We start from the raw sequence: 17,557 nt of genomic DNA on the forward strand, positions 1-17,557 counted from the left end.
TCTAGAATCCGAATTTTGATTTGAAATCATCCCAGTAACCAATGGATACATCTGGTAGCAACTGGAATTTCACCTTGTAGCCTGCAGCCTGAATGGCTTCGATGGCTTCTGCTTCTTCCTGGGTGATGGATTGGTTGTTCCCCAATTTCACAGCACCCGGACGGTCATTTGCAGGACCGACAATGATTTCTTTGACATCGCCTGGGACAAACCCTTGGTCTACCAAAATTTCTTTCATATCGATGGGGTTCTTAGTAATCAAGAAATAGCGAGTTTCTGATTCCGTTACTTTTGCAGATTTTTCTTTGAAAGCTTCCTTGGTCCAAACAAAGGTTTTCTTATCCGAAGCCCCTTTATAGGCTTGGATCAAGACCTTATTAGAAGCCGCCGCGTCGTTGACAGCGATCAAGCCATCACAAGGCTTTTCTTTAGCCCATCGAGTTACTGTTTGACCGTGGATCATACGGTCGTCAATTCGTACAAATGATACTACCATTTTCTAACCTCCCTTAGTTAAATATCATCATCTTCTTCATCGTCACCCTCTACCGGGGCAAGGGCAAATTCTTGCAAGGCAGTGGAAGCTTCGGATAAAATCACCTGGGCTAGATCAGCCCCCTCCATCATGTCCTTCATCACAACAGCTGTCAGAGCCATGGTCAAGTTCATTCCACCTAAGATCAAGGCTGAACCCAGCTTTCCTTGCTCCTCTAGCACCATTGCCGCTGTTGTCAAAGGACTGCCACCTACAATGTCCGCTAGAACTAAGACAGAATCCTCATCTGTCAAAGGGGAAAGCGCCTGACGAAAATCATGCGCAAAATCATCTACCGATTTGCCTTCTTTCAATCCGACCGCAATCACTTGATCGATCTTATCCCCAGCAAACATAGCTAGTGAACTTTTCAGACCTTCTGCCAGTCCACCATGACTGACCAATACCAGATACTTCATCCTTTCGCCTCCTTTATGATGACCTTATTGTATTGCTTTTGAAAGCGTTTTACTATTGTCATTTGTCACAAAGAAAAGTTGACATCTGTCAATAAAAAAATGACATCTGTCACTTGACAGATGCCTAGTTGCTCTTAACGAAACTTCTCCCGAAGCATTTCCTCAATAATCTTTTGAATTTGAGGCAATTGATTATCAATATCCTTTGCTTTTAGAGCATTATGGATCAAATAATCCAACCGATCCCAGATATCAGTTGGCAGGTTGCCAGGAGTGCTTAGGACAGCTTTTTTCATAATCTGGTCCAGGGTCTGATTCGTCAGAGAGTCAACCCCGAAATCATCCGCTTTAAGAAGGTCCCGACTCTTTGAACTATTGACGACAGAAGGGAGGACAGAGGTCCCCTGCGACTGCCGAAAGAGTTCCTGCTGGACCTGCTGGTCCTGGGTCAAAAATTCCATGAATTCCTTGGCCTCCTTGCTCGCACTGGCCCGAGAAGACAGAGCAAACAGGGATGTATCCACTAAGGTTGACGGAGTCGAGCCAGAAGCCCCTGGCATAGGGATACAGGTCCAAGTGAAATTTGAATACTTGGCCACATGATAGGGATAAGGTTTATAAGTTCGGTACTGGGCCAAGGTCATCGGATAAAAAGCGACCTTGCCTTCATCAAAATCCTTAGAAGTGACATTGAAGTTGCCATGAAGGGCTTCGAGTTTTTCGACAAAATAGAGCGAGCGCTTCATTTCTTTACTCGTAAGATTAATGCTATCCTGACGGAAAAGCTGACCTCCGTAGGCTGCCAAGGCCTCCCGCCAGGTATAATCTGTACTTCCAAACTGATCCAGCTCACCATCTCCATCCGTATCCCGCGTCACTTTTTGACAAATCGTATAAAATTCCTCCAAAGTCCACCCCTCTTTTGGAATAGCAATCCCTTCCTTTTCCAATAAATCCTTATTGACACACATCAAAACGGGATTGCTCTCGAAAGGAAGAGCATATTGACGATTCTTGTACTTGCCTGCTTCTAGGGCAACGGGATAAAAATGAGAAGGATCGACCTGTTTGCCCATCAAGGGGGTCAAATCTTCTACTGCCCCACGCGCTGCCAACACTGGGAGCTCTGTACTGGACACCATGTAGAGATCGGGCTCCTGCCCATGGAGGATCTGATTGGCTAACCAGCTCGCATATCGATTCTTCGGAATCCCGCTTTCGTAGACAATCTTTACCCCTGGATGCGTTTTTTCGAAACGAGCAATCGCTTGGTCCAAGACTTTTTCTTCTGTTTGGGTGGGCACATCCCAGCTAGAGCCCGCGTAGACCCCCAAACGGACAATCCTAGGCTGTTGCTGCCACCAAATCCCTCCAACAAGCAGAAAGAGTAAGAAGATCCCAAGAAACAATTTGGCGCCTCGCATCTTACCTTTTTTCTTCATCGGCCATCACTTTCTGTTCCAAAATCCTTAGTGGTCACCCCTTTTTGAACAGCCCAGATAGCTAACTGGGTCCGATCCCGCAGGTTCAACTTAGACAAAATGGTGGACAGGTAATTCCGAATGGTTCCCTCAGACAGGAACAATTTGGTTGCAATTTCCTTATTAGACTCTCCGAAACCAATCTGCTGGATGATGCGCCATTCAGTCAGGGATAAGTCGCTCACATATTCTTCAGAGACGGAGATTGTGTAATTGCTCTGAGCCATCTGAGAAAAAATCTGAAAAACCTTGCTGGCAATATTGGGGTTAATCATGGCTCCCCCATGGTAGACAATTTGGATGGCTTGGTAGAGCTCCTCTGTGGAAGCTCCTTTGAGCAAATACCCTGAGGCTCCATATTTCAGAGCCCGAAAGATGAAATCATCATCGTCGAAGGTGGTTAGAATGATGATTTTCACCTCAGGGAAGCGTTCCTTGACTTCTTTTGTCGCCATCACACCATCCATCTTGGGCATACGAATATCCATCAGTACGACATCTGGTCGATCTTGGGGGATTCGCTCTAGCACCTCGTGGCCGTCTGCTACCGCCGAAGTCACCTGAATATCTTGATGAGCAGACAAAATAATTTGGAGCGATTCCCGAATCAGCGCTTGGTCATCCGCAATCATTACTTTAATCATAAGACCTTTCCTCCTTTTTCTTTAGGCAATTCAATTCGTGTATAAAAGCCATTTCGATTGGCAAATTCGATCCTTCCTCCCAAGATAGAGACCCGCTCTCGCATTTGCTTCAAGCCGTAGCCGACCTGCAGTTGGTCAAAGCCGACCCCATTATCTTGGAGAATCATGACATAGGCATCTTCCACCAAAAAGGAAATCTGCATGTGGCTGGCATGACCGTGGCGGACAGAATTGGTCATAGACTCCTGAATCACTCGAAAGACAGTATCCTCCACCATGACATCTAGATCCACCTCATCCCAGTCATAGGTCAGATCGACTTGTAGGTGGGAAATGGCTTGGTATTCGTGAACCAATTTCAAAACTGCATCCCTCAAGGTATGATCCTCCAGGGCACCTGGCCGCAGCTTGTTCAAAGAGCCCCGGACGTCCTTGATTCCATCTCGTACCACCGTAGAGACCGATTGCAGCTGGGTCTTAGCGCGACCAGGATCAATATCAATCAGAACCCCAACCGCATCAATCCCTGCAGAAATACCCGTCAAGGCATGGCCCAGAGTATCATGAATTTCCCGTGCGATCCGCTTGCGCTCCCGGTCCTCCGCAATCTTTTCCGAAAGGGCCATGTAGCTATTTAATTCCGTATTGACCTGCGATACCATTTCTAACTCTTTTTCGATTCGATGGTGCTCTGCTACTACCGATAAAATGTAAAAGAGAAGAGAAATAATAAAGACAACCATATTTAAGGAAGCTAGCGCATTTTTAGCGAATAGGATGAGCATCCGAATCGATGAAGGATAGAAGGCGATATAGGTATCTAGCGACGGCAACTGCACGACGAGAGAGAGGATGTCATAGTTGGTCACAAGGAGGACAATGAAACTCAAAAGGATAAAGGCAAACCAGTAGCGCCTGTCCTTGGAACTACTAAACTCTTTAGAACCGTAAAAGATATCAGCAAATACCAAAAGAATGATCCCATTGTAGGAGAAGCTGAGGGACATCATGACGCCTAACATCAGTAAAATTTCTAGAATATTCCACTTGTCAAAAACTGACCACTCCTGTGTCCCTGGGCGCATCCGATAAAAGGTAATGAGAAGAATCCCTCCAAAGAGGAGAATGGAAATCCAAAAGTTCTGAGCTGGGGAACTCGGTATTTCTCTTAATTGTTCCAATAATTGATAGCCTTGCCCCTTGGCAATGATGTAATTGGTCGCATGCAAGTAGAGGGAACTGCTAAACAAGATGGCGATAAAATTAATGATTTTTAATAAAATCAAACTATAACGAATGCCACGAAGTTTGGTCATTACTGCCACCCGTTGACATCGTATCGGTCAACATTATCCTTATCAATCATCTCTACTGGAATCTTATATTGTTCCTTGTAGGTTTTTCCTGTCCTCATGCACTCAATCACTTGCATCACCTGCCTCCCCATTTTAAGAGGAGATTGGGCAACCGTCCCTTCGATATCATCCGTCGTCGAGAGCAAAACTTTCATATCCGGAGAGCCGTCGATTCCATAGATAGAAATCGGCTGAGCTAATTGGTTTTCCTTGATGGCCGCTAGGGCTCCGATAGCTGCCCGATCATTTAAGGCCACGACAGTATCAAATACCAGACCATCCTGAATGACCTGGGAAACAGCTGGTAAGGCCAGTTCTGTTTGGCCACGGGTCTCTTCTCTCCCAACAACCTGATAGGCAGGCTCCGACTGAATGGTATCTAAGAACCCTTGGATCCGTTGCTCTGCCGATACCGTCCCCTTATGCTCTAAGAGTAAGATCTTCGCCTCATTTTTCTGCTTCATCAGGCGCTGGGCGACCAAGACCCCGGCTTGGTAATTATCCGACACCACACTGGCATCCACCGTGAAATGGCTGAGCTGACTATCCACTGCAATGATTTTAATCCCTGCCTCTCGAGCTCGCTTCAGGGAAGCAATGATTTTAGGGCTATCTCCTTTGACGGGGTTAATCACAATCACATTGACCTTTTGTTGACGAAAATAATCAATTTGTTGACTTTGTTTTTCCTCGTCCAGTTCTGGATTACGAACTAGAAGCAAATCCCCTTTTTCGTCAGCCACTCGTTCAATCTCTGCATTCAGTGTTTGGTAGAATTCATTGTTCATGGTCATGTAAGTCACGCCAATCCGCATCTGCCCTTTTACCGGTTTTAGTTGGCTAGCATTCAAATAGATGACCACTACCACAAAAACCAGGCTCCAAAATATCGTATAGATCATCGCTCGATTGTGTTTCTTTTGAACAGTTTCCTCTTCTAACCCCATCTCTTCTCCTCTTAAAAGAACGAACTATTTTACTACATAAAGATTTTTCGTTCGTATTTAACACCTTGTATTATAGCATTTTTTACCAATAGCTTGAAGGTTTTCAGAAATGAATGCGTTTTACTCATAAATCCATATGATGACTTACCCCTGCAACTTCCGTGAGAAGTTTCGAAAAAGAAAAAACGACACAGCTGACCAGCTGCACCGTTCTCTTCAGTTAAAAGGGAAGCTCTTCCTCTTCCAGGATGAGATCCGCTAAATCTCCTCCTGCTCCATTAGCCCGCATCGCTCGTTGAGCACGACTTTCTAAGAGCTGGAAGCCTTGACAGAGTACTTCTGTCACATATTGGGTCGTTCCATTCTTCTCATAGCGTCTGGTTCGAAGCTCACCATCCACAGAGAGCAAGCTCCCTTTATTGGCATAGGAGACAAGGGTCTCTGCTAATTTCCCCCAGACCACTAGGGTGATAAAGTCCGCCTCCCGCTCGCCATTTTGATCCTTATAACGACGATTGACAGCCAGGGTCGCACGCGCAACGGACTTGTCCGTACTGGTCTTATGAAGCTCTGGGTCAGCCACAAGGCGCCCGATTAAAATTACTTTATTGTACATATTTCTTCCTCCTACTTATATTATTCGTAGTTTTTTAGCCATTTGGAGAAAGAAAATAAAAAAGAGGCTAGGACAAAAGTCCTAGCCTCTCAATTGTCTTTGGATTGTCGAGCAAGACGCAGTGGTTGAGTGGGCTCTACTACGCTGATTTCATCAGCTTTTATAGCCCTACTCAACTGTGCGGAGGTGGGACGACGAAATCGAATTCTAACGAATTACCGATTTCTGTCCCACTCTCTTATCCTTGCCAGTGACGGGCAGGGTCAAAGGGAGTTCCCACCTCTTCTGTATCTTGCAATTCGATAATCCCACGTTTTTGTGGAGCATTTGGCAAGTGCAATTCGCGTGGACTACACATCATGCCAAAGCTCTTTTCTCCACGAAGGGCTCCTGGGAAAATCAAGCTGCCATCTGGCATCATGGCACCTGGAAGAGCCACAATCGTCTTGAGACCTTCACGCGCATTTGGCGCACCTGCTACGATTTGAACTGTCTTGTCTGATCCGACAGCCACTTGGCAGATGTTGAGGTGGTCACTATCTGGATGAGCCACCATTTCCACGATTTGCCCCACGACAAACTTAGGCTCCTTGTCATTGACCAAGACCTCTGCAAATCCTTCATTCTGTAATTCTTGATTGAGGCGTGCAACCTGCTCATCACTCAAGAAAATTTGCCCCTTGCCTTCAAGGGCAAAGAAGGTCGAAGCCTCAAAAATATTCCAGGCTACGGTTTCTTGCTTGTCTTCACGGTAGACACGGGCTACTTTGCCTTTACGCTCTACTGCTAACTTGGCATCCCCACTGTTTTTCAAGGTAATCATTAAGACATCGCCGACTTGTTCTTTATTATAGGTTACAATCATTCTTTCTCTTTCTCCTACTTCAATCCTGCTAAAAATTCTGAAATCTGAGCCTTGGTTTTGCGATCACGATTGACGAAACGCCCCAGTTCCCGATCCCCATCTAGGACCACCAAACTTGGAATACCATAAATATCCCAAAGCTTAGCCAGATCTAGATACTGGTCTCTGTCGACCAAAATGAAGGTAAATTCAGGGTTTTCCGCTTCAATCTCTGGCAAAAAGGGCTGGATATACCGACAATCGCCACACCAATCCGCTGAAAAGAAGAAAACCTTCTTTCCTTCTTGCTCGACGTAGCTAGCTAACTCCTCTAAAGACTGTGGAATGATCATAGTTTTTCCTCTTCATAGTGAAGGAGGCCCTCTTCATAGACAAAGCGATAGTGGCGCTCATCTTCAAAAATGATCCCTCCTACCAGACGCTCTTCGCTTGATTCATAGAGCTCCACATAAAGGGTCGCAATCTTCCCCATATTTTCCATTTGCTCACGGACTTCTGCGACTAACTCTTCTTGCGTCCGCAGACGTTTTTGATCTTTGGCAATTTTATAGGCCCCAAGGGCAAGAGCACTTGCACTAGCTGCTGCAAGGCTGGATAAAATGATTTTTTTAGCTTTCATACCTCATATTGTAACACAAAATACAAGCTGGGACAACGAAGGAGAACAGTTCTCCCCATCATGACGATCTACTTCCATTCCCGTCAACTGCCACTACCATCTCGACTAAAAAAGTGATAAAATAACAATCAGAAAGAAGGTAACTTATGACTGATTTATTTTCTAAAATCAAAGAAGTAACAGAACTTCCTGCCATCTCTGGCCACGAAGCGCCTGTTCGCGATTATCTACGCAAACAGATCACTCCACATGTGGATGAAGTGGTCACAGACGGCTTGGGAAGTATTTTTGGGGTACGCCACTCAGAAGCGGCTGATGCTCCTCGCATCATGGTCGCAGGCCATATGGATGAAGTTGGCTTTATGGTCAGTGAGATCAAGGCAGACGGCACCTTCCGCGTGGTTGAAATCGGTGGTTGGAACCCTATGGTGGTCAGCAGCCAACGTTTCACCCTTTTGACCCGCGATGGCCATTCCTACCCTGTCATTTCTGGATCTGTTCCTCCGCATTTGACACGGGGCACAAACGGTCCTGCCCTTCCCGCAATCGGGGATATTGTCTTTGATGGTGGCTTTGCCAACAAAGAAGAAGCTGAGAGCTTTGGGATCCGTCCAGGTGACACCTTGGTCCCTGAAAGCACTGCAATCTTAACAGCCAATCAGAAAAACATCATCTCCAAAGCTTGGGATAACCGTTATGGGGTCTTGATGGTCAGCGAATTGGCACAAGCCCTCTCTGGACAAGCCCTAGCAAACGAACTCTATGTCGGAGCGACTGTCCAAGAAGAAGTCGGACTGCGCGGTGCTGGGACTTCTGTGACCAAGTTTGATCCAGAAATCTTCCTAGCTGTTGACTGTTCTCCCGCTGCAGATGTCTACGGAGGCCAAGGAGCTATCGGAGAAGGAACCCTACTTCGTTTCTTTGACCCAGGTCATCTCATGTTGCCAAATATGAAGGACTTCCTCCTCACCACTGCTGAAGAGGCCGGCATCAAGTACCAATACTACTGTGGAAAAGGCGGAACAGATGCTGGAGTAGCCCACTTACGAAGTGGTGGAGTACCATCTACTACCATCGGTGTCTGCGCACGCTACATCCACTCCCACCAGACCCTTTACGCTATGGATGACTTCCTTCAAGCCCAAGCCTTCCTTCAAGCCTTGGTCAAAAAATTGGATCGTTCAACCGTTGATTTAATTAAGAATTATTAATATTTTTCCAAAATAATTCTTTTAAACCCCCATTTTGGGGTTTTTTTGATATAATACTGAATGAATATTGCAACGGGTGTTCTTTTGCACTCCCCTTTCCCTATGTGAAAGGCGGAGCACCGCTAAAGATCACCCTCGCTTCTTTATTGGAGGTTTAAATGAAGAAACAAGCTTTTAGTTCCGAAAAGTATTTGAATTTGCAGCGCGATCACATCCTCGAGCGCATCAACCAATTTGATGGCAAGCTCTACCTAGAGTTTGGAGGAAAAATGTTGGAAGATTTCCACGCAGCTCGTGTCCTTCCTGGTTATGAACCAGATAACAAAATTAAGCTTCTCCAAGAACTTCGTGACCAAGTGGAGATTGTGATTGCTATTAATGCCAATAACATTGAGCATTCAAAAGCGCGTGGTGACCTAGGAATCTCTTACGACCAAGAGGTCTTCCGCTTGATCGATAAATTCAACGAATTGGGCATCTATGTTGGCTCTGTCGTCATCACTCAGTATGCTGGTCAACCAGCTGCAGACCTTTTCCGCAAGCAGTTGGAAAAAAATGGCATCGCCTCTTATCTCCACTACCCAATCAAGGGCTACCCAACGGATATGGACCACATCATCTCTCCTGAGGGAATGGGGAAAAACGACTACATTCAAACTAGCCGTAATCTCGTTGTCGTGACAGCTCCTGGTCCTGGTTCTGGTAAATTGGCGACTTGTATGTCCAACATGTACCATGACCAATTAAATGGCATCAAATCTGGTTATGCTAAATTTGAAACCTTCCCAGTTTGGAACCTGCCTTTGCATCACCCAGTGAATTTGGCCTATGAAGCTGCTACTGCAGACCTTGACGATGTCAATATGATTGACCCATTCCACCTCCAAACCTATGGCGAAACAACGGTCAACTACAACCGGGATATCGAAATCTTCCCTGTCTTGAAGCGGATGTTGGAACGCATCCTTGGAGAATCTCCTTACGCTTCCCCAACAGATATGGGTGTGAACATGGTCGGCTTTGCCATCGTGGACAATGACGCAGCGATTGAAGCCTCTAAGCAAGAAATTATCCGCCGTTACTACCAAACCATTCTAGATGTGAAGGCAGAGCGTGTCGGAAACGGAGCTATTAAGAAAATTGAACTCTTGATGAATGACTTAGGCATTTCACCAAAAGACCGCCAAGTCACCGTCCTTGCCCGTCAAAAAGAGGAAGAAACCGGTGAACCTGCCTTGGCACTGGAATTGCCGAACGGAGAAACCGTGACAGGTAAGACTTCTGACTTATTTGGTCCAACGGCAGCTGTTCTCATCAACGCCATCAAGAAATTGGCCCATATTGATAAAGAAACCAAGTTGATTGAGCCAGAATATGTGAAACCAATCCAAGGCTTGAAGATCAACCACTTGGGCAGTCGCAACCCTCGCCTCCACTCAAATGAAATCCTCATCGCCCTCGCCATTACAGCCATGAACCATCCAGAGGCAAATCTTGCCATGCAAGAATTGGGTCGTTTGAAAGGGAGCGAAGCCCATTCAACAGTCATGTTGACAGACGAAGATAAGAATGTTCTTCGCAAACTGGGCATCCATGTGACTATGGATCCAGTTTACCAATACGATCGCTTGTACCGCAAATAAAGAAAAGCAAGGCTAGACCATTGGTCCTAGCTCCATATAGAAAAAATCCCCTGAGTGCCTGAACCGTTGGCACCCAGGGGATTTTTCATAGTTTAAGTGGATGGAAAATTACCTCTCCTTAAAAAGATAGAGACCCACAACCAGCATCAGGACAAGAAGAAGGGGATACACTTCTTTTGGTAGTAAGTCCGTTTCCAAACTCAACCAAAGGAAAAAAACAGCCAAGACAATCGCGATCAACCATTTTACAAGATAAGATTTCATGACGCCCTCCTGCTCCTAAACTATTTATGCATAGTATACTCCTGCTCAATTAACCTGTCAAGGTAAAAAAAGTAGTCGACCATTGGATCAACTACCTTTTGTTTCTTTCACAGCCTCCCATAGTTGTCGGATCTGTTTTCTTTGGACAGGATCCACAAAGTAAGGAGCAATTTCATTCAAGGATTCTAGGACAAATGCCCGTTCTGCCACATACGGATGAGGGAGAATCAAATCTGGACTATAGAGGATCAAATCCTCCATATAAAGGAGATCCAAATCGATGACCCGTGGTCCCCATTTGATCTCACGGACCCGGCCCATTTCTAGCTCGATTCCTAGCAAGGTCTCAATCAAATCTTGGGGCGTAAACCAAGTTTCGACCTCTACGACTTGGTTGAGAAAGCTATCTTGCTTGACCCCTCCCCAAGGTGCTGTCTCAATCTGAGAAGAGGTTTGGAGAATCGTAAGTCCCTTTTCTTCTAGTCTAGATACAGCCGTCTCCAACTGTTGTCCCTTATCGCCCATATTGGTTCCCAGACCAATAAAGACTCTTCTTTTTTCTCGTTCAATCGTGACCGAACAAGTATCCAAAGGTAGAGGAACTGGCGCCCAAGGTTTTTTCAACTCGAGTCGAACCTTTTTGACAAAGTCATAGGTCGCAAAAATCTTCTCCACTAGCTGAAAAGCCACTGTCTCAATCAAATCGATTTTCTCAGCTTGAACCCAATCTGTCAGTTGCTCTGCTAAGATTCCATAATGGATTGAAGCCGTCAAATCGCCCGTCCGAGCAGACTTTGTCATCTCATAATCGACACAGACATCTAGGACAAAACGCTGCCCCAATTCCTTTTCAGCGGAAAACACACCATGATAGGCATAAATTTCCAAATCTTTGATCCGTAATTGATCCACCATAGTCACCTCAGTTTATCTAGGGATTAGTGTCCCATTAGTTTATAGGCTTCATTTTTCAAGTCTTTATCTGTCTCTAACAAGCCACGCGCTGCTGTCGTCACAGTAGCTGTCCCTGGTTTGCGCACCCCACGCATGTTCATACACATGTGCTCTGCTTCCACCCAAACAAGGGCTCCCTGCGCTCCCAGATACTCCATCAAGGCATCCGCGATTTCCACCGTCAAGCGCTCCTGGATTTGAGGCTTTTTGGCATACACTTCCACTGTCCGAGCCAACTTAGAGAGGCCCGCTACGCGCCCATTTGGGATATAGGCAATGTGAACCTTACCATAGAAGGGCAAGAAATGGTGTTCACACATAGAGTGGAAGAAGATATCCTTTTCCACCACCATATTGTTGTCCACAATCTCAAAAGATTTTGATAGGTGGACTTCCGCAGTTTGGTTGAGACCTGCAAAAATCTCTTGGTACATCTTGGCAATGCGTTCTGGAGTTTCTTGCAAGCCCTCACGGCTTCCGTCTTCACCGACTGCGTCGATAATCATCTTCACGGCTTCTTGAATTTTCTTTGTATCCATGTCATCTCCTACTGATTTTTTCGATTAGAAAGGCTCTCACCTGAGCCAAAAAGTACAAGGATCCCGTCACTAAGAGGAGATCAGATTGTTGCGATTCTTTTTCTAGATAATGGGTTAAAAATAACTTCCACTCTTGATAAGGCAGGCCTTTTAGATGGGCTATTTCCTGCATGTCTCTCACAGAATAGGCGCGTGAATCCTCAAAGGTCGTCAGGGTTAATTGACTCTTTTCCAATCCGCTCCACAGTTCCAGCATCTCCTCAATCGCCTTGGTCTGGATACAGGTAAATAAGACTTGTTTGTCCAACTGTCCATACCGTTCTTTCATGGTGATTACAAGAGGAGCCACTGCATGCGGATTATGGGCGCCATCTAGAATGATGAGAGGCTTACTAGAAATGACTTCTAGGCGCCCTGGCCACTGGACCCCTTCCCAAGCTTGAAGGATTTCATCTTGACTTAAGAAGGAGAGACCTTTTTCTTGACAGAAAGTATCGCAGAGAGCCAAGGCCAGCCCAGCATTGTCGACTTGATGAAGTCCCAAGAGCCCTGTCTTTAGTTGCACTTCTTCCCGATACTGGCTCCGATAGCCAAAGACTTCTCCATCAGCCAAAGATGCTTGGTAGATAACTAAAAAATCCCGACCTAATAGCTCTACTGGTGCTGATAAGCGGTTCGCCCGCTGCACAATGACTTCTTGAGCTTCCAGTTCCATCCGGCCTAGCAAGACCGGAATCTTTTCCTTGATGATTCCTGCCTTCTCACGCGCAATGGAGGCTACATCCGGCCCTAAGAGAGCTACATGGTCCAGGCCAATCGTCGTGATGGCTGTCAACATAGGCTGACAAACATTGGTACTATCGAGACGGCCCCCCATCCCTACTTCCAGAATGACCACATCTGGCTTTTCTGCTGCAAAATAATCAAAAGCTAGGAGGGTCATCAACTCGAACTCAGTTAAGCCCAGTAAGGTCTGATCAGAATTGTTTTTTGCAAGCAAGTCCTGATAGAGGGATAGATAAGTCCCTAAATCCTGATCTGAGATAGGAAGCCCATTGATACTGATTTGCTCATGAAAGGAAACTAGATAGGGGGAGGAGAAAACACCAACCCGCAACCCTTTTGCCTCTAACAAAGAACGTAAATGGGCTAGAGTCGATCCTTTTCCATTGGTCCCTGCTAGATGGATTACAGGACAGGCGAGGTGAGGGTTCCCCCTCAAGGCTAGCAAGGCTTCCATCCGCTCCAAGCCAAAATGGGGCTCGGAAGAACGATAAGTGGCTAGCCAACTGAGATCTACTGTCATATCTCTCCTCTTTTCTTTAGCGATATTGTTTCAAATGAAGGTCCTGCGCTTGATCGGCTTGGTAGATCGCACTACCGATAGCTACCGCCATCTTATGGAGGGAGATATCATGCACACGCACAATTTCTACCCCTTGGCTGGCAGCCACACTCGTCAAATGACTGGAGGCCAAATCCCGATTGTAGAATCCTTCTTTCGTCTCAGGGTTGGTCTCAAATCCCTCTTCTTCCAGAATATTGACCACAAAGCGCTTCCGAGAGACACCTAAAAAGATCGGATAGCCCTTGGCATGGATGGTTTTTAAGTCCTGCAAGAGTTGGAGGTTTTCCCGCTTGGTCAAGCCAAAACCGATCCCAGGATCTAAGAAAAGTTGCTCCTGACTCAATCCTGCTTCCTCTGCCCTCTCAAGGCTCTTGGCAAAGAAGGTCCACATGCAGTCTTTGATAGAGAGACCTTCAAACTGCGCTAACTCTTCCGATGAAAAGGCTGGTTCAAAACCAAAAGTCGGAAAAATCACAGAACTTGGATGATGAGGACGAGCTATTACCGGATTAAACATAAGAATGGCTCCAGCCTGAGCTTCTGCAATCACTCCTGCCATTTGCGGATCTCCTAGCAAGCCTGTAATATCATTGACCAAGTCTGCGCCAGCTTCTAGGGCTGCACGAGCGACCTCTGACTTCCAAGTATCAACCGAAATCAAGATATCACTCTCTGCTCGAATCGCTTCAATGACTGGCACGACCCGTTGGATTTCTTCTTGGATCTCAACGAAATGGCTCCCTGGACGTGTGGACTCCCCACCAATATCCAGTATGCTTGCCCCTTCTGCTATTAACTTTCGAGCTTGCTCGAGAGCTCCTTCTACCGTTTGGTAACGTCCCCCATCTGAAAAGGAGTCGGGGGTGACATTGAGGATACCACATAGAAGTGTCCGATCCTTGCCTAGTTGTCTCCATTCACTCTTTGACATATCTTCCTTCATCTTTCTACAGAAATGCCAACCAAGCATAGAAAAGAGGTTAGAATCTTTCCAACCTCCGAGTTTGTCTCTATCTGCGCCTAGATGCTTCTTTGGTAGCTTACCAAAGCTTCTGAATAAAACCCATTGGTCCTATCATTCTACCATATTTTAAGCGGGAAGAAAAGAAACCAGAATAGTTATCAGAAAGGCAAAGGCATTCATAGTAAAGTGCAATAAAATCGAATATTCTACTCGTTTGTAGCGGTAGGCAACCCAAGTCAAGATGAGAGACATACCTCCATAGATGACCCAGGAACCAAGATTACTTGGTGTGTGTAAATAGGCAAAAACAAGAGCCCCAACCAAATAACCAATTTTTTCGTGCCCCTTAAAGATTAAGCGGGGAATCACAGCCCGACAGATAATTTCTTCTCCTAAAGGCGCCACTACGACAATGAGCAAACCCATTGCCAGTTGAGGGGCCAAGGAAGCCACCCCTTGGATGGTCTCTTGGTTAGCTGTCGTCGCCTCTCCTAACTGCCGAAGAAGATTAACCCCAAGAGCATTATTAGCCAGCAACAGGAGAAAATAAAGGAAATTTCGCCCAATATCTCTGCCTCTAATCCGTGAAAAATCTAGTGGATCAAGTGGGCTCCATTTCATAAACCACCAAAGCAAATAGACGAGGAGCATGGTAACCCCAAGGACCAAACTATTAATCGTCCAATTTGACCAAGCATTTTCAATCCCCAAGATCAAAGCGACCATAGGTAGTTGAGTCGCTATAAATAACGGTATTCCAATTAGTAACCATAGACCATTTGAAACCCATTTTTTCTCCATCCAATTTTCCATTATTTTACCTCGATTATCAAACTATTTTTCTAGTATAGCATAGATGAGCTACTGGGGCAAGCCCAAGCAGAAGTCACACAACAGAAAAAAGAGGCGTTTCGAATCAGCCTCTTCTTTCTTGTTTTTTTAGAATAAAAGTCTTATCCCTTGTTTTTAAAGCGTTCAACATCACGGGCAATGACTAATTCTTCGTCCGTTGGGATGACCAAGACTCTCACCTTAGCATCCGCTGTTGAAATATCTCCTTCTGCACCAAAGACATTCTTTTCTGGATCCACAGCACAGCCAAACCAAGTCATCCCATCAATGACTTGTTCACGGATCGTTTTAGAATTTTCCCCGATACCAGCTGTAAAGACAATGGCATCTGCTCCGTTCAAGACAGCAAAGTATTGACCGATGTATTTCTTAATACGGTCGACAAAAATATCGTTGGCCAAGAGTGCTTTGTCATTCCCACTGCGCATAGCTTCGTGAATATCACGCATATCGCTAGAAAGCTCAGACACCCCTAGAAGACCAGATTCACGGTTCAAGATACGACTGATATCTTCTGGATTTTTGAAATCTTCTGTGTGCTCCATCAAGTAAGGAATAATGGCAGGGTCAATATCCCCTGTACGTGTTCCCATCATGATTCCACCAAGTGGCGTGAAGCCCATAGAAGTATCTACAGAAATCCCTTTATCTACCGCTGTAATAGAAGCACCATTCCCAATGTGGCAGGTGATCAATTTCAACTCTTCGATTGGTTTTCCAAGAAGCTTGGCCGCTTCGTGGGCTACATACTCATGACTGGTTCCATGGGCTCCATATTTACGAACCTTGTTTTCTGTATAGTACTTAGTTGGAAGAGGGTAACGATAAGCTTTTTCAGGCATTGTTGTATGGAAAGAGGTATCAAATACAACAACACTGGTAATATCTGGTAACAATTCTTTAAAGGCACGGATCCCAGCAGCGTTGGCAGGGTTGTGCAATGGAGCCAACAAAGAAAGTTCCTCAACCTTTTGAATGACTTCTTCATCTACAAGAGCAGACTCTTTGAAGTACTCACCACCTGCAACGACACGGTGCCCTACTCCAGTGATTTCATCGTAGGAAGCAATAATATTAAAACGAATCAAATCATCGAGAAGGATTTTAACTGCTTGTGTGTGGTTCTCAATATCTAAAACCTGTTTTTCTGCTCGACCATCGAATTTTACTGTCGAAATGGAATCTTTAAGTCCAATTCTCTCGATGAGCCCTTTTGCCAAAACTGTTTCTTCTGGCATTTGGTATAATTGCCATTTCAAACTTGAACTACCTGCATTAATTGCAATTGTTTTCGTCATTTTTTTACCTCTTTAAGCGTTTTCACTCCTATTATAGCAAAATTTTGTTTAAATTTCACTTTCTTTATTCCAGTTTTGAAAACTTTCACGGAATTTCATGAGGTCTTCCTGGTCTTGCAAATCAGTCAAAGGATAGACAAATGGTTGGACCACCGCTTCTTCTTGCTTGCGGAAAACAAAGATGGTTTTTGCTAGATTGGCTGATCGAAAGAGGTTCTCTGGCAAGGTCACCATGGCCAAGACCTGAGCATGATCCTGCATCCATTTTTTCAGCAGAGGACTCTGCTCACTCGTCAAGAGATCATTCGGAGCTAGAAAAATAGCGACGCCACCTGGTTTTAAGTATTTTAGCGATTGTTCAATCAATAAATGATGGGCATAGGTGTGGCCCTGAGGGGAAGCGACCTGGTAACGACTCGCAATGGCATCATCTGGATAATAACCGACAGGTAAATCGCTGATAATCACACCGCTCTCTTTCAAAACTTGTGGACGAATGGCATCACCTTGGGCAAAATTCACATCCGCCTTCATCACTTCTGCCATACTAGCCGCAAGGTCAATCAAGAGATCATCAATTTCCAAGCCCAAATAATCTAAGGAACGCTGACAGTTGTTCATCAAGGTTTGGGCCAAGTTCCCTGTTCCACTCCCCATTTCTAGCACATCTACTTGATCGGAACTCGCCAATTGATCCACTAGGAAGACCAGAAGAAATCCAATCCCATCTGGCGTAAATTGGTGATTGGCCTGTAGGGGCTCTGTTTGGGCAGCCTTCATCAAAAGATACTGGAAGGAACGACGCCACTCTTCCTTGTTTAAGTTCAAGTCCTTCAGGCGCTGGTTGTTTTCCTTCACTAGAGTCAACTCTGTTTGCCCATCCAGATAGATGGCATTCTGCTCCACTAGAGCATCATAAAAGTTGGTCTGCAAATCATTTTGGATAGTTTGGGTATTCTCTAATAGGTAGCCGTAGGCTTTCTCAATTTTTTCGAAATTCATG

General features: G+C 45.4%; 20 protein-coding genes. 2 read left to right on the forward strand and 18 right to left on the reverse strand.

The features are described 5' to 3' along the window. Position 1: 1 nt before the first annotated feature. The 10 genes from I2C87_RS07200 to I2C87_RS07245 form a co-directional block, all read right to left on the reverse strand. Positions 2 to 496 carry a PTS system mannose/fructose/N-acetylgalactosamine-transporter subunit IIB gene (locus I2C87_RS07200; RefSeq protein WP_006595112.1) on the reverse strand — a complete coding sequence of 165 codons (495 nt, stop codon included), beginning with the start codon at positions 494 to 496 and terminating at the stop codon, positions 2 to 4. Between the two features lie 17 nt (positions 497 to 513). Then, on the reverse strand, positions 514 to 954 hold the full coding sequence (locus tag I2C87_RS07205; protein ID WP_048717540.1) for a PTS sugar transporter subunit IIA: 441 nt from the start codon (positions 952 to 954) through the stop codon (positions 514 to 516). A gap of 134 nt (positions 955 to 1,088) precedes the next feature. Then, positions 1,089 to 2,396 (reverse strand): extracellular solute-binding protein, encoded by a 1,308-nt coding sequence (locus I2C87_RS07210; RefSeq protein ID WP_195324332.1) that lies wholly within the window; start codon positions 2,394 to 2,396, stop codon positions 1,089 to 1,091. Beyond that, entirely contained in the window at positions 2,393 to 3,079 is a 687-nt protein-coding gene (locus tag I2C87_RS07215; protein WP_195324333.1) for a response regulator transcription factor, read from the reverse strand. The genes I2C87_RS07210 and I2C87_RS07215 overlap by 4 nt, the downstream gene beginning before the upstream one ends. Next, a complete protein-coding gene (locus I2C87_RS07220; protein ID WP_195324334.1) occupies positions 3,076 to 4,395 on the reverse strand; it encodes a sensor histidine kinase in 1,320 nt (439 codons plus the stop codon). The genes I2C87_RS07215 and I2C87_RS07220 overlap by 4 nt, the downstream gene beginning before the upstream one ends. Continuing rightward, on the reverse strand, positions 4,395 to 5,381 hold the full coding sequence (locus tag I2C87_RS07225) for a substrate-binding domain-containing protein (protein ID WP_195324335.1): 987 nt from the start codon (positions 5,379 to 5,381) through the stop codon (positions 4,395 to 4,397). Before I2C87_RS07225 ends, I2C87_RS07220 begins: the two co-directional genes overlap by 1 nt. 220 nt (positions 5,382 to 5,601) lie before the next feature. Next, positions 5,602 to 5,997 (reverse strand): single-stranded DNA-binding protein, encoded by a 396-nt coding sequence (locus I2C87_RS07230; RefSeq protein ID WP_006595118.1) that lies wholly within the window; start codon positions 5,995 to 5,997, stop codon positions 5,602 to 5,604. 238 nt (positions 5,998 to 6,235) lie between these two features. Continuing rightward, positions 6,236 to 6,862, reverse strand: a complete 627-nt coding sequence (ytpR, locus tag I2C87_RS07235; protein ID WP_154854053.1) for a YtpR family tRNA-binding protein — start codon at positions 6,860 to 6,862, stop codon at positions 6,236 to 6,238. A gap of 14 nt (positions 6,863 to 6,876) precedes the next feature. Next, positions 6,877 to 7,194, reverse strand: a complete 318-nt coding sequence (locus I2C87_RS07240; RefSeq protein WP_061564655.1) for a thioredoxin family protein — start codon at positions 7,192 to 7,194, stop codon at positions 6,877 to 6,879. Beyond that, positions 7,191 to 7,481, reverse strand: coding sequence for a DUF4651 domain-containing protein (locus I2C87_RS07245; RefSeq protein WP_048717528.1), 291 nt, complete (start codon positions 7,479 to 7,481; stop codon positions 7,191 to 7,193). Before I2C87_RS07245 ends, I2C87_RS07240 begins: the two co-directional genes overlap by 4 nt. A 146-nt stretch (positions 7,482 to 7,627) precedes the next feature. On the opposite strand from I2C87_RS07245, the gene pepA reads away from it, so the two are divergent. After that, a complete protein-coding gene (gene pepA, locus I2C87_RS07250; protein WP_061454686.1) occupies positions 7,628 to 8,692 on the forward strand; it encodes a glutamyl aminopeptidase in 1,065 nt (354 codons plus the stop codon). 158 nt (positions 8,693 to 8,850) lie between these two features. Next, a complete protein-coding gene (locus tag I2C87_RS07255; protein WP_006595123.1) occupies positions 8,851 to 10,335 on the forward strand; it encodes a DUF1846 domain-containing protein in 1,485 nt (494 codons plus the stop codon). Between the two features lie 108 nt (positions 10,336 to 10,443). On the opposite strand, the gene I2C87_RS07260 is transcribed toward I2C87_RS07255, so the two are convergent. The 8 genes from I2C87_RS07260 to I2C87_RS07295 form a co-directional block, all read right to left on the reverse strand. Further along, positions 10,444 to 10,599, reverse strand: coding sequence for a hypothetical protein (locus tag I2C87_RS07260; protein WP_195324336.1), 156 nt, complete (start codon positions 10,597 to 10,599; stop codon positions 10,444 to 10,446). A gap of 87 nt (positions 10,600 to 10,686) precedes the next feature. Continuing rightward, positions 10,687 to 11,511 (reverse strand): 2-amino-4-hydroxy-6-hydroxymethyldihydropteridine diphosphokinase, encoded by an 825-nt coding sequence (gene folK / locus I2C87_RS07265; RefSeq protein ID WP_195324395.1) that lies wholly within the window; start codon positions 11,509 to 11,511, stop codon positions 10,687 to 10,689. A gap of 26 nt (positions 11,512 to 11,537) precedes the next feature. Next, complete coding sequence (gene folE / locus I2C87_RS07270) at positions 11,538 to 12,092, reverse strand: GTP cyclohydrolase I FolE (protein WP_006595126.1); 555 nt, start codon at positions 12,090 to 12,092, stop codon at positions 11,538 to 11,540. 1 nt (position 12,093) lies between these two features. Then, positions 12,094 to 13,398, reverse strand: a complete 1,305-nt coding sequence (locus tag I2C87_RS07275; protein ID WP_195324337.1) for a bifunctional folylpolyglutamate synthase/dihydrofolate synthase — start codon at positions 13,396 to 13,398, stop codon at positions 12,094 to 12,096. Positions 13,399 to 13,414: 16 nt separating this feature from the next. Then, entirely contained in the window at positions 13,415 to 14,371 is a 957-nt protein-coding gene (gene folP / locus I2C87_RS07280) for a dihydropteroate synthase (protein WP_229046293.1), read from the reverse strand. Between the two features lie 159 nt (positions 14,372 to 14,530). Then, positions 14,531 to 15,205: a CPBP family intramembrane glutamic endopeptidase gene (locus tag I2C87_RS07285; protein ID WP_229046296.1), complete on the reverse strand. Its 675-nt coding sequence runs from the start codon at positions 15,203 to 15,205 to the stop codon at positions 14,531 to 14,533. A 152-nt stretch (positions 15,206 to 15,357) separates the two neighbouring features. Next, positions 15,358 to 16,554: an acetate kinase gene (locus I2C87_RS07290; RefSeq protein WP_195324339.1), complete on the reverse strand. Its 1,197-nt coding sequence runs from the start codon at positions 16,552 to 16,554 to the stop codon at positions 15,358 to 15,360. Between the two features lie 48 nt (positions 16,555 to 16,602). Then, positions 16,603 to 17,556 (reverse strand): class I SAM-dependent methyltransferase, encoded by a 954-nt coding sequence (locus I2C87_RS07295; protein WP_195214333.1) that lies wholly within the window; start codon positions 17,554 to 17,556, stop codon positions 16,603 to 16,605. Position 17,557 lies beyond the last annotated feature (1 nt).

The organism is Streptococcus sp. 1001283B150225_161107_H12 (genome assembly GCF_015552665.1).
Taxonomy (GTDB): Bacteria; Bacillota; Bacilli; order Lactobacillales; family Streptococcaceae; genus Streptococcus.

What these genes read in the sequence shown, in the direction of transcription:
- I2C87_RS07200 (WP_006595112.1), bottom strand. Translation starts at nt 496, where the DNA reads ATGGTAGTATCATTTGTACGAATTGACGACCGTATGATCCACGGTCAA.
- I2C87_RS07205 (WP_048717540.1), bottom strand. Translation starts at nt 954, where the DNA reads ATGAAGTATCTGGTATTGGTCAGTCATGGTGGACTGGCAGAAGGTCTG.
- I2C87_RS07210 (WP_195324332.1), bottom strand. Translation starts at nt 2,396, where the DNA reads ATGAAGAAAAAAGGTAAGATGCGAGGCGCCAAATTGTTTCTTGGGATC.
- I2C87_RS07215 (WP_195324333.1), bottom strand. Translation starts at nt 3,079, where the DNA reads ATGATTAAAGTAATGATTGCGGATGACCAAGCGCTGATTCGGGAATCG.
- I2C87_RS07220 (WP_195324334.1), bottom strand. Translation starts at nt 4,395, where the DNA reads ATGACCAAACTTCGTGGCATTCGTTATAGTTTGATTTTATTAAAAATC.
- I2C87_RS07225 (WP_195324335.1), bottom strand. Translation starts at nt 5,381, where the DNA reads ATGGGGTTAGAAGAGGAAACTGTTCAAAAGAAACACAATCGAGCGATG.
- I2C87_RS07230 (WP_006595118.1), bottom strand. Translation starts at nt 5,997, where the DNA reads ATGTACAATAAAGTAATTTTAATCGGGCGCCTTGTGGCTGACCCAGAG.
- ytpR (WP_154854053.1), bottom strand. Translation starts at nt 6,862, where the DNA reads ATGATTGTAACCTATAATAAAGAACAAGTCGGCGATGTCTTAATGATT.
- I2C87_RS07240 (WP_061564655.1), bottom strand. Translation starts at nt 7,194, where the DNA reads ATGATCATTCCACAGTCTTTAGAGGAGTTAGCTAGCTACGTCGAGCAA.
- I2C87_RS07245 (WP_048717528.1), bottom strand. Translation starts at nt 7,481, where the DNA reads ATGAAAGCTAAAAAAATCATTTTATCCAGCCTTGCAGCAGCTAGTGCA.
- pepA (WP_061454686.1), top strand. Translation starts at nt 7,628, where the DNA reads ATGACTGATTTATTTTCTAAAATCAAAGAAGTAACAGAACTTCCTGCC.
- I2C87_RS07255 (WP_006595123.1), top strand. Translation starts at nt 8,851, where the DNA reads ATGAAGAAACAAGCTTTTAGTTCCGAAAAGTATTTGAATTTGCAGCGC.
- I2C87_RS07260 (WP_195324336.1), bottom strand. Translation starts at nt 10,599, where the DNA reads ATGAAATCTTATCTTGTAAAATGGTTGATCGCGATTGTCTTGGCTGTT.
- folE (WP_006595126.1), bottom strand. Translation starts at nt 12,092, where the DNA reads ATGGATACAAAGAAAATTCAAGAAGCCGTGAAGATGATTATCGACGCA.
- I2C87_RS07275 (WP_195324337.1), bottom strand. Translation starts at nt 13,398, where the DNA reads ATGACAGTAGATCTCAGTTGGCTAGCCACTTATCGTTCTTCCGAGCCC.
- folP (WP_229046293.1), bottom strand. Translation starts at nt 14,371, where the DNA reads ATGTCAAAGAGTGAATGGAGACAACTAGGCAAGGATCGGACACTTCTA.
- I2C87_RS07285 (WP_229046296.1), bottom strand. Translation starts at nt 15,205, where the DNA reads ATGGAGAAAAAATGGGTTTCAAATGGTCTATGGTTACTAATTGGAATA.
- I2C87_RS07290 (WP_195324339.1), bottom strand. Translation starts at nt 16,554, where the DNA reads ATGACGAAAACAATTGCAATTAATGCAGGTAGTTCAAGTTTGAAATGG.
- I2C87_RS07295 (WP_195214333.1), bottom strand. Translation starts at nt 17,556, where the DNA reads ATGAATTTCGAAAAAATTGAGAAAGCCTACGGCTACCTATTAGAGAAT.